This window comes from Agromyces sp. CCNWLW203 (assembly GCF_036576125.1).
Taxonomy (GTDB): domain Bacteria; phylum Actinomycetota; class Actinomycetes; order Actinomycetales; family Microbacteriaceae; genus Agromyces.
On sequence record NZ_JAZHYX010000002.1, the window covers coordinates 36,498 to 45,675 of the forward strand.

Here is a 9,178-nt window from a genome sequence, read left to right on the forward strand (position 1 = left end):
GTCAGGCCTCCCCGACGATCTTCAGGCCGACGACGCATCCGATGATGCCGACGAGGAGCAGCACCTTCACGAGGCTCGCGCGCTCGCCGCCGAAGATCATCGCGTACGCCACTGTGAGCACGGCCCCGATGCCGACCCAGACGGCGTAGGCGGTGCCGACCGGGATGGTGGTCATGGCGAACGCGAGCCCGGCCATGCTGAGCACGAGCGCGACGACGAAGAGCGCCGTCGGCCATGGCCGGCGGAAGTTCTTCGAGGCGCCGAGCGCCGTCGCCCACACCGCTTCGAGCACGCCCGAGGCGATCAGGATCACCCAGTCCATCGTGCTCCGCTCGAAATCGACGGCGAGCGCCTCAATTCGGGCCGCCGCCGAGGTCGCCGAAGAGGAACCCGGATTCGCGCTCGCGAGCGCGACGTTCGATCTCCATCGGATCGAGCTCGACGAGGTCGTCGTCATGGCGGCCGGCATCGGCCACCGCCGAAACTCCCGGCACTGAATCGCCCGGCACCGACTCGACCATCACGGGCGACGCCGTCGCCTCCTGCTTCAGACGCTGCTTCGCGGTGCGCTCGACGAGCACGGGAACGAAGTCGCGCACGGGGTTGCCCTCGAGTTCGAGGTGGGCCGCCTCGACGACGGCGGCGATGCGGTCTCGGGTGAGATCGGGGAACCGGCCGACGAGTCGATCGACCACCTCGTCGACGGCGCGTACTTCTTCCGTGTGATCCATGCCGCAAGTCTCGCCGCCGCGACGCGGGGCATCAATACCCCCGCATGCTTTCGGTCGGTTCACCAGCCGCCGCGCGTCGGCGTGTGCCCCTCGCGCGCGTCATCGGGCATCGTCATCTCGGCGCGCAGCCCGAGCAGGCGAATGGGCCGATCGGGCTCGATGCGGCCGACGAGTTCGAGCGCGCGCTCGACCACCGCGGCCCGATCGCTCGTCGACGGGATCTTCTTCGTGAAGACCTTCGTGGTGAACGGCGAGTAGCGCACCTTGAGGGTCAGCCCGATCACCGGCCGGCCCTCGGCGGCGACGTCGTCGAGCACGTGCGCGGCAAGCTCGCGCACGGCGGCCTCGATCTGCGAGGGCTCCGTGAGGTCGTGCTGGTACGTCGTCTCCCGGCTGTGGCCGCGAGCGACCCAGGGCGTGTCGTCGACGACGGCCGAGCCGTCGCCGCGACCGAGTTCCGCGTACCAGGGGCCCATGCGAGGTCCGAATTCGCCGGCCAGGGCATCGAGGTCGGCCGCGGCCAGCTCGGCGACCGTCGTGATGCCGAGACCCGCGAGTCGCCTTGAGATCTTCGAGCCGACGCCCCAGAGATCGATCGTCGGGCGATCGCCCATCACCTCGAGCCAGTTCTCGGCCGTGAGCCGGAACACCCCGCGCGGCTTGCCGAATCCCGTCGCGACCTTCGCGCGCACGAGCGAGTCGCCGATGCCCACGCTGCAGTGCAGCCGGGTGCGCTCGAGCACGGCCTGCTGGATCGACCGGGCGTACGCCTCGGGGTCGGCCGTCTCGACGCCGACGAACGCCTCGTCCCAGCCGAGCACCTGCACGGTCGCGCCGGGCTGCAGGCGCAGGGTCGCCATCACGGCAGCGGATGCCTCGGCATACGCCTCCGCGTCGACCGGGAGGATCACAGCCTCGGGCGCCTTGCGGGCGGCGATGCGCAGCGGCATCCCGGAACCGACGCCGAACTCGCGCGCCTCGTACGACGCGGTCGAGACGACGGCGCGTTCGCTCGGGTCGCCGCGGCCGCCGACGATGACCGGCTTGCCCGCGAGCTCGGGGCGGCGCAGCACCTCGACGGCCGCGACGAACTGGTCGAGGTCGACATGTAGCACCCACGACGTGCGAGTCACCACCCCAGTCTGCACCGCAAGTGCGGTGTTAGCGTGGTTGACCGGCCCGCGGCATCCGAGCCCGGAGTCGCGACAGGGAGGCAGGCACGTGCAGCAACCGGTCGACCTCGGCGACGGCCTCGTCTTCCGCGAGCTCGCGCCCGGCGACGGCCCCGCGCTCGCCGCGGCGTACTCCCGTAACCGCGAACACCTCGCGCCGTGGGAGCCCGAACGCAGCGAGGCGTTCTTCGACGTCGAGACGCATCGACGCGACGTCGAGGCGACGCTCCAGCGCTTCGAGGCCGGCCTCGCGGTGCCGTTCGTCATCGTCGACGGCGACGACATCGTCGGACGCCTGAACCTCTCCGACATCGTGCGCGGCGCGTTCCAGAATGCCCACCTCGGCTACTGGATCGACGCGGAGTACAACGGGCGGGGCCTCGCGACGATGGCGGTGGGCCTCGCCGTGCACGCGGCCCGGGGCATCGGCCTGCACCGCGTGCAGGCCGGGACGCTCGTGCACAACGCGGCCTCGCAGGCGGTGCTCGTGCACAACGGCTTCGAGCGGTTCGGCCTCGCCCGGCGCTACCTGCGCATCGCGGGGGAGTGGCAGGACCACGTGCTCTTCGAACGGCTCCTCGACGAGTAGCCGGGCGACGGTGTTAGCGTTGACCCATCGCGACCCGCCGGGCCGCAGAGGGGAGCCGACATGATCGAGCTCCTCGTCGCTCTGTTCCGCGTCGCGCAGGCCTCGCTCGAGATCGCCCTCGCCTCGAACGCGCAGATGTCGGTCGTGCTCGTCGGAGTCGTCGGCGCCGCCGCCGTCGCCGTGGTGGTCGTCGCCTGCCAGTCGCTGCCCGCGATGGTCGCCGCCGACGCGAGCGGCGCTGCCACCCGGTTCCGCCAGACGGCCGACCCGTGGCGACTCCTCGCGCAGAGCGACCCCGACGCCCCCGGGCGTGCGCGCCCCCGTGCGCCGGCACGCGGCCTCGCGGCCGCGTAGCAGCACTCGACCGAACAGCACGGCGCCCGCCCGGCCCCGTGCACCGCCCGCTCGGGCGTGCCCTTCGGCGTTCCCTCGCGGCCAGACGGATCCAGTCATCCCTCGACCGCAAGGAACACCTCATGGACCTCTACGCCTTCCCACCCATCGCCGCCCTCCTCGACGGCGCGCACGCCGTGCTCATGGCCCTCGCCGCCCTGCTCGACCCCGTCATCGGCATCGCGAGCGCCGCGGCCGCCGTCGTGCTCGTCACGCTGCTCGTGCGCGCGGTGCTCATTCCCGTCGGCTTCTCGCAGGCCAGGGCCGAGCAGATGCGCTCGCGCCTCGCCCCGAAGCTCGCCGCCCTGCAGAAGCAGCACAAGAACAACCCCGAGCGACTGCAGCGCGAGACGATGAAGCTCTACGGCGACGAGGGCACGACGCCCTTCGCCGGCTGCCTGCCGATGCTCGTGCAGGCGCCCGTCGTCGGCGTGATCTACGCGCTCTTCATCCTGCCGACGATCGCGGGGCACCCGAACGCCCTGCTCGAGCAGACGTTCTTCGGCGTGCCGCTCGGGTCGAGCCTCGCGGGCCAGATCGTCTCGGGCACGCTGACCCCGGGTGCTCTCGCGGTCTTCGGCATCGTGATCGTCGGCATCGCGGTCGTCGGCGAGCTCACGCGGCGCGTCTTCCAGCCGAAACCGCCCGCCGCTGCTGCCGCCGCCACGAAGCGAGCGGATGCCGCGGCCTCGAACGATCCCGCTGCGGCATCCGCTGCCCTGCTCGCCGCGCCGGGCATGACCCGGGCACTCGGCGCGCTGCAGTTCATCACCGCCGTGATCGCGATCTTCGTGCCGCTCGCCGCGGCGCTGTATCTGTTCGTCACGGTCGCCTGGACGCTCGTGCAGCGGATGCTGCTGCGCCGCCGCTACCCGCTCTTCGAGGTGGCAACGGCCTGATCAGCACGGAATCGGCGCGATCGGCGCAATATCGCATCGGCGCCACGCGGGGCAAGGGACTTGCACCGGCCGATCCGTGGTGGTTTCGTTGGGGTATCGAACGAAGGAGCACAACATGAGTTTCCTCGCGTTTCTGATCCTCGGCCTCATCGCCGGGGCGATCGCCAAGCTGATCCTGCCCGGCAACCAGGGCGGCGGATGGTTCGTCACGCTGTTGCTCGGTGTCGTCGGGGCCCTCCTCGGCGGCTGGATCGGCAGTGCCATCTTCGGCATCGGCATGGACCAGTTCTGGGACCTCGGCACGTGGCTCCTCGCCATCGCCGGATCGATCATCGTGCTGCTGATCTGGGGACTCATCACCCGGGGCCGCAGCAAGAGCACGGCCGCGTAGTTCCGAACGGTCAAGGCCGCGTGCCGGCCGCTGCGACCGAGTCGCAGCGGCCGGCACGCGGCTCACTCGCGCGTCAGCGGCTCGCGGCGCGTGCGTCTGCGAGTTCGGCGAAGCGACGAAGCATCCGCTGCGGTTCGGTGACGGATGCCGCGGCCAGCCGCTCGCCGACCTCGCGAAGTTCGCTCGCCGGGAAGTAGCCGTGGTGGCGGTACACCTGCGCGCGGGCGATGAAATCGGCGGTCGAGACCTCGGGATGGAACTGGGTCGCGTAGACGCCGGTGCCGACCCGGTAGATCTGCACGGGGCAGCCCGCCGATGAGGCGAGCAGCACGGCGTCGTCGGGCAGGCGGTCGGTGGCCTCCTTGTGTCCGACGAGCGCGTCGAATCGGTGGGGGAGCCCGCCGACGAGGGGATCGGCGGCGCCGTCGGCCGTGAGCCGGATCTCGACGGCCTGGGCGTCTTCGCCGTGCATCGTGCCGACCTCGCCGCCGAGCAGCCGCGTGAGCACGCCGATGCCGTAGCAGGTGAGCATGAGCGGGAAGTCGACAGCGAGCGCCCGCTCGGCGAGGCGCGTGAGGTCGGCCTCGACGCGGCGTTGCACCTCGTGCTTGCCAGCCTCGGGCGTGGTCACGTTGAACGGGCTGCCGCCGACGACGATGCCGGCGTAGGCGTCGAGCGCGATGTCGATCTCGCCGAGCGGGTCGACATCGAGGCGCATGTGCTCGAGCAGCCCGGCGTCGACGCCCATCGCACGGCGCACCGACTCGTACTCGGGGCCGACGGCCTCGACCTCGGGGCGTGCGGAGAGGAAGAGGAAGGGCTTGCCGCTCATCGACCTCTCCTGCGGCTGCGCTGCTTCGCACCCGCTCCGGTGCGCGGGGCCGGGCGACCGCTCTTCTTGCCCTTGCCCTTGCCGTCGCCCGACTTCGCGGCCGCGGCGCGCCGCTCGGCTGCGGCGAGCTTCGCCGCCTTCGCGGGCTTCATCGGGGGCGGGTCGTCGGCCGACCCGCGCGAGCTCTTCGCACCGCGGCCGCGCACGACGGCGACGAACTGCTGGATGTCGGCGTCGTCGCGCTCGCGCGGCCAGACCAGCGAGATCTGCGTCGGCGGCGCGTCGGTCAGCGGAACCGCGACCACGTCTTTGCGTCGGTGCAGGCGCGCGACCGAGTGCGGCACGATCGCATGCCCCGTGCCGGCGGCGACGAGCTCGATCGTCATCGCGGGGTCGGCCTGCACCGGGGCGAGGGCCTCGCCCTCGAGGTCGGCGAGCGTGAGCGATTCTGCCTCGGCGAGCGGATGCTCCTTCGGCAGCACGACGACCGCGAGCTCCTCCCAGAGCGCGACGGCGTGCATGCCCTCGGTGTCGACGGGGTGGCGCACGAACGCGATGTCGGCCTCGCCCGCGAGGAGGGCATCGAGCTGCTCCGACTCCTCGGCGACGATCGCCTCGAGGGGCAGGTCGGGGCGCAGATCGTTCCACACCCGCAACCACTTCGACGGGCTCACGCCGGCGACGTAGCGGAGTCGCAGTGTCACCTCGGCCCCCGTTCCCCTGCAGCCGTGTTCAGCCTGCTCCCAGCGTAGACGATGGTCGACCGGGCTCCCGGTGGGAGGAAGCGCCCGGACGGGATACGGTGAGGGAGTGAGCCAGTCGAAGAACTCCCAGACCATGAAGGCGGAGACCGCAGCCAAGAAGCTCGGCATCCTCCTCGAGGCCGCGCCCGAGGAGTTCCGCGAGGGCCTCATCACGCGCGACGAGCTCGCGAAGCTCATGGCCGAGCCGCCCGAGTGGCTCGAGACGCTGCGCCGCGAGGGCCCGCACCCGCGCACCGTGATCGCCGCGAAGCTCGGCATCTCGAACTCGGGCCTCGCCCGCAGCGGTGTCGATGAACCGCTGACGACCGCCGAGATCAAGGCGCTGCTCGAGGCGCCGCCGGCCTGGCTCGTCACCGAGCGCGCCACGCAGGCGGCCGTGCGCGCCGAGAAGATCCGCGTCTCCGAGCGCGACAAGGAGCGCGCCGCGCGCCGCAGTGGCGGCTCGGGCGTCTAGCCCCTGCTCCTCGACCGGCGGTCGGGGTCTCGATACGCTTCGCTACTCGACCGGCGGAGTGACCGGCGGTGCCGAGTAGCGCTCGGCGAGAAACGCCGCGGCGTCGGCGAGCTCGAGCTCGGACACCGAGTGGCCGAGCCCCTCGTAGATGCGCTCGTCGAGTGACGAATGCGCGGGCAGCCAGGCCTGCGTGCGGGCGACGGATGCCGCGGGGATCACCTCGTCGACCGTGCCGCGCCCCCAGAAGACGGGCGGCAGGAGCTCCGACATCCGCTTGTCGCCCGCGCGATCACCCGGAAGCGCGAACCCCGCGAGGCTCACGACGAACGCGAAGCGCTCGGGCGCACGGCGCAGCAGCTCGATCGCCATCGCCCCGCCCTGCGAGAAGCCGAGGAGACCCACCGACGAGGTGTCGGGAGCAACGCGGTCGAGCCATTCGAGGATCGCGGTGACCGCGGCATCCGCCCCCTCGATCGAGAACCCGACGCCCTCGTTCGTCAGCGGAAACCAGGCATGCCCGTACCCGGTGAAGGTCGGGGCGCGCAGCGACGCGACCGCGGGTGAGAGCGGCAGGTAGGGTGCGAGGCCGAACAGGTCGCCCTCGTTCGAGTTGTAGCCGTGCAGCAGCAGGAGGAGCGGACGACCCGCCCGGTCGGCCGCGGACGCCGACCACAGCACCGCCTCGTCATCGATCTGCACGCTCGCCATGGGGTCAACGCTAGCGGTGTGGGGCAGAATCGAGGCATGAGCGTACGCACCCCCGACCCGGACTGGAACCCCGACGACGAACCCGTCGTCAGGCCGCCGGCGAATCCGGGGTGGCTCTCCGACCTCGAACTCGCCGAGGTACGGGGCAGACTGCCGCTGCTCTACGTCGAGGCGGTGCCCGTGCGCGTCGACGGGCTCGGCCAGGTGACCGAGGTCGGCGTGCTGTTGCGCGCGAACGCCGTGGGCGAGATTACCCGCACCCTGGTGTCGGGCCGCGTCATGTACGCCGAGACCATCCGCGATGCGCTGTTCCGCCACCTCGAGAAGGATCTCGGGCCGATGGCGTTCCCGTTGCTGCCGGCGAGCTCGGTGCCCTTCAGCGTCGCCGAGTACTTTCCGATGCCCGGCGTCACGCCGTTCAGCGACGAGCGGCAGCATGCGGTGTCGCTCGCCTTCGTCGTGCCGGTCACCGGCACGTGCGAGCCGCGACAGGACGCGCTCGAGGTCACGTGGATGACTCCCGCAGAGGCCGTCAGCCCGAGCATCGCCGCCGAGATGGAGGGCGGGCGGGGCACGCTCGTCAAGCAGGCCCTCGCCTCCGTGGGCGCGCTGCCCTGAATCCGCGCCTCAGCGGACCAGTCGCACCTCGTGGATCTCTTCTCCGAGGAACGGCACGTCTTGCGCCGCACCGTCGGGCGTGAAGCCGTTGCGGGCGTAGAAGCGGTGGGCGCGCGGGTTGTCCTCGGCGACCCAGAGGTAGCCGGGCCCGTCGCCGCACGCGGCGTCGAAGAGCTTCTGGCCGATGCCCGTGCCGTGATAGGCGTCGAGCAGGTAGATGAAGTAGAGCTCGCGCTCGCGCGGCGGGTTCTCGTCGCGAGCCGGGCCCGAGCCGACGAAGCCGACGATCTCGCCGTCGACGAGGGCGGCGAACTGCGAGTACTCCTCGCCTCGCTCGGCGTAGTGGTTCCACAGTTCGGCCATGCGGCGGGGGGAGAGGTGCTCGAACGCGGCGGCACTGATCAGGTGGTCGTAGGTCTCGTGCCAGCAGGTCGCGTGAACGCGGCCCAGGGCTTCCACATCGGAGTCCCGGATGGGGCGGACGACGACTTCGGCAACGACTTCGGTGCTCATGCCCCGAGACTAAGCCAGCTCGCGCGTCGCGCGAAATCGAGCGGCCGGTGCCCCGGTGATACCGTGGCAGCATGACTCCGCAGGAGCTCGAGAACCTCGCACACCTGCGCCGTGCTCGAGACCTGATCGACCGCGAGTACGCGAAGCCGCTCGACGTGCCGACCATGGCCGCGAAGGCACTCATGTCGCCCGCGCACTTCTCCCGCCAGTTCAAGGCCGCCTACGGCGAGACGCCCTACAGCCATCTGATGACCCGCAGGATCGAGCGGGCGATGGCACTGCTCCGAGCTGGCGTGAGCGTCACCGACGCGTGCATGCAGGTCGGCTGTACCTCGCTCGGCTCCTTCAGCTCGAAGTTCACCGAGATCGTCGGCGAGACGCCGACCGAGTACCGACGTCACGAGCACGAGGCGGTCAAGGCGATGCCGCCGTTCGTGGCGAGAACCCTCACCCGCCCCGCACGCCCAGCATCGAGCAGGAACGGAGAAGCGACCGCCGGCACGGCCGCATAGGTTCGAAGCCATGACCATCGCACTCCAGTACACCAACATCACCGTCAACGACGTCGACGAGGCGCTCGGCTTCTACCGTGACGCGCTCGGCCTCGAGGTGCGCAACGACGTGACCTCGGGCGAGTACCGCTGGGTCACGCTCGGCAGCGATGCCCAGCCGGGACTCGGCATCGTGCTCTCGGTGCCCCACGCCGGCCGTTCGCAGGCCGACGGCGACACGCTGCAGGAGCTGCTCACGAAGGGCGTGCTGCCGCTGTTCGTCTTCAGCTCCGACGACGTCGACGCGACGTTCGAGACCGTGCGCGCCTCGGGTGCCGAGGTGCTGCAGGAGCCCATCGACCAGGGCTGGGGCCCTCGCGATTGCGCGTTCCGCGACCCCTCGGGCAACACCGTGCGCATCGCGCAGGCCCCCGCCTGACGGCGATCGGGCAGCAGCGCGGCGGAACCAGGCGGCCTCGTCCGGACATTCCCCTGTGAGCGAGGCGGTCCCATCGGGCGCGGTCTCAGAGGGGGAGCGCCGGATGGACGATCACGATGCCGCGCCGGGGGCCGGTCGCCGCTCGCATGACACCACGGGCGCGGGGGCCGCGCGAAGCCCGGTT

At 71.3% G+C, this 9,178-nt stretch carries 15 protein-coding genes; 8 read left to right on the forward strand and 7 right to left on the reverse strand.

Annotated elements, in window-relative coordinates; all coding sequences use genetic code 11:
* Position 1 precedes the first annotated feature (1 nt).
* From VPH61_RS05795 to VPH61_RS05805, 3 genes are read right to left on the reverse strand one after another with little or no spacing between them, the layout of a single operon-like run.
* Positions 2-322, reverse strand: a complete 321-nt coding sequence (locus tag VPH61_RS05795) for a DMT family transporter (RefSeq protein WP_332062579.1) — start codon at positions 320-322, stop codon at positions 2-4.
* 31 nt (positions 323-353) lie between these two features.
* Positions 354-731, reverse strand: a complete 378-nt coding sequence (locus VPH61_RS05800; RefSeq protein WP_332062580.1) for a three-helix bundle dimerization domain-containing protein — start codon at positions 729-731, stop codon at positions 354-356.
* 59 nt (positions 732-790) lie between these two features.
* Positions 791-1,864 (reverse strand): DNA polymerase IV, encoded by a 1,074-nt coding sequence (locus VPH61_RS05805; RefSeq protein ID WP_442879062.1) that lies wholly within the window; start codon positions 1,862-1,864, stop codon positions 791-793.
* A gap of 88 nt (positions 1,865-1,952) precedes the next feature.
* Between VPH61_RS05805 and VPH61_RS05810 the strand changes: the two genes are divergently transcribed.
* From VPH61_RS05810 to VPH61_RS05825, 4 genes are all read left to right on the forward strand, one after another.
* The gene (locus VPH61_RS05810; RefSeq protein ID WP_332062581.1) at positions 1,953-2,492 is read left to right on the forward strand and encodes a GNAT family N-acetyltransferase; all 540 of its coding nucleotides are present in this window, start codon (positions 1,953-1,955) and stop codon (positions 2,490-2,492) included.
* Positions 2,493-2,552: 60 nt separating this feature from the next.
* Complete coding sequence (locus VPH61_RS05815; protein ID WP_332062582.1) at positions 2,553-2,846, forward strand: DUF6412 domain-containing protein; 294 nt, start codon at positions 2,553-2,555, stop codon at positions 2,844-2,846.
* A 122-nt stretch (positions 2,847-2,968) separates the two neighbouring features.
* Positions 2,969-3,784, forward strand: coding sequence for a YidC/Oxa1 family membrane protein insertase (locus VPH61_RS05820; protein ID WP_332062583.1), 816 nt, complete (start codon positions 2,969-2,971; stop codon positions 3,782-3,784).
* A gap of 115 nt (positions 3,785-3,899) precedes the next feature.
* Entirely contained in the window at positions 3,900-4,175 is a 276-nt protein-coding gene (locus VPH61_RS05825; protein ID WP_056011036.1) for a GlsB/YeaQ/YmgE family stress response membrane protein, read from the forward strand.
* A 73-nt stretch (positions 4,176-4,248) separates the two neighbouring features.
* Here the strand turns inward: VPH61_RS05825 and VPH61_RS05830 are convergent, their stop codons facing one another.
* A complete protein-coding gene (locus VPH61_RS05830) occupies positions 4,249-5,007 on the reverse strand; it encodes a glutamine amidotransferase (protein WP_332062584.1) in 759 nt (252 codons plus the stop codon).
* A complete protein-coding gene (locus tag VPH61_RS05835) occupies positions 5,004-5,711 on the reverse strand; it encodes a LysR family substrate-binding domain-containing protein (RefSeq protein WP_332062585.1) in 708 nt (235 codons plus the stop codon). The genes VPH61_RS05830 and VPH61_RS05835 overlap by 4 nt, the downstream gene beginning before the upstream one ends.
* Positions 5,712-5,844: 133 nt before the next feature.
* Here VPH61_RS05835 and VPH61_RS05840 point away from each other — a divergent pair, with 133 nt between their 5' ends.
* Positions 5,845-6,225: a DUF5997 family protein gene (locus VPH61_RS05840; protein WP_332062997.1), complete on the forward strand. Its 381-nt coding sequence runs from the start codon at positions 5,845-5,847 to the stop codon at positions 6,223-6,225.
* A 42-nt stretch (positions 6,226-6,267) separates the two neighbouring features.
* Here the strand turns inward: VPH61_RS05840 and VPH61_RS05845 are convergent, their stop codons facing one another.
* The gene (locus VPH61_RS05845; protein WP_332062586.1) at positions 6,268-6,933 is read right to left on the reverse strand and encodes an alpha/beta hydrolase; all 666 of its coding nucleotides are present in this window, start codon (positions 6,931-6,933) and stop codon (positions 6,268-6,270) included.
* A 36-nt stretch (positions 6,934-6,969) separates the two neighbouring features.
* Here VPH61_RS05845 and VPH61_RS05850 point away from each other — a divergent pair, with 36 nt between their 5' ends.
* On the forward strand, positions 6,970-7,551 hold the full coding sequence (locus VPH61_RS05850; protein ID WP_332062587.1) for an NUDIX hydrolase family protein: 582 nt from the start codon (positions 6,970-6,972) through the stop codon (positions 7,549-7,551).
* A 9-nt stretch (positions 7,552-7,560) separates the two neighbouring features.
* Here the strand turns inward: VPH61_RS05850 and VPH61_RS05855 are convergent, their stop codons facing one another.
* Positions 7,561-8,064: a GNAT family N-acetyltransferase gene (locus VPH61_RS05855; RefSeq protein ID WP_332062588.1), complete on the reverse strand. Its 504-nt coding sequence runs from the start codon at positions 8,062-8,064 to the stop codon at positions 7,561-7,563.
* Between the two features lie 71 nt (positions 8,065-8,135).
* On the opposite strand from VPH61_RS05855, the gene VPH61_RS05860 reads away from it, so the two are divergent.
* Positions 8,136-8,576 (forward strand): helix-turn-helix transcriptional regulator, encoded by a 441-nt coding sequence (locus tag VPH61_RS05860; RefSeq protein ID WP_332062589.1) that lies wholly within the window; start codon positions 8,136-8,138, stop codon positions 8,574-8,576.
* Positions 8,577-8,586: 10 nt separating this feature from the next.
* Positions 8,587-8,994: a VOC family protein gene (locus VPH61_RS05865; RefSeq protein WP_332062590.1), complete on the forward strand. Its 408-nt coding sequence runs from the start codon at positions 8,587-8,589 to the stop codon at positions 8,992-8,994.
* Positions 8,995-9,178: the final 184 nt, after the last annotated feature.